The sequence below is a fragment of the Pedobacter sp. ASV12 genome (assembly GCF_016429155.1).
Taxonomy (GTDB): Bacteria; Bacteroidota; Bacteroidia; order Sphingobacteriales; family Sphingobacteriaceae; genus Pedobacter.
Window position 1 is genome coordinate 1 of sequence record NZ_JAELUC010000397.1, and the last position, 295, is coordinate 295.

Below are 295 nucleotides of genomic sequence, written 5' to 3' on the forward strand. Positions count from 1 at the left end.
GCTGATAGTACCCAAAAGCTGAGCGAGGTAATCGTTAAGGGATACTTTAATCCACAAACTTTGCTACGCACACCGGCCGCAGTTAACCTGCTAGACAGCAACCAATTTCAAAACCAGCCCAGGGCCTGTCTCTTATACACATCTGACGCTGCCGACGAACCACGACATGGGGGGGTGGGGGGGGGGGGGGGGGGGGGGGGGGGGGGGGGGGGGGGGGGGGGGGGGGGGGGGGGGGGGGGGGGGGGGGGGGGGGGGGGGGGGGGGGGGGGGGGGGGGGGGGGGGGGGGGGGGGGGG

Annotated in this window: 1 protein-coding gene; it reads left to right on the forward strand. The window is 70.8% G+C overall.

Translation table 11 applies throughout. The features are described 5' to 3' along the window. Nucleotides 1-295: hypothetical protein (locus JHD69_RS20885; protein ID WP_199142219.1), on the forward strand; the 295-nt coding region annotated here is incomplete at both ends.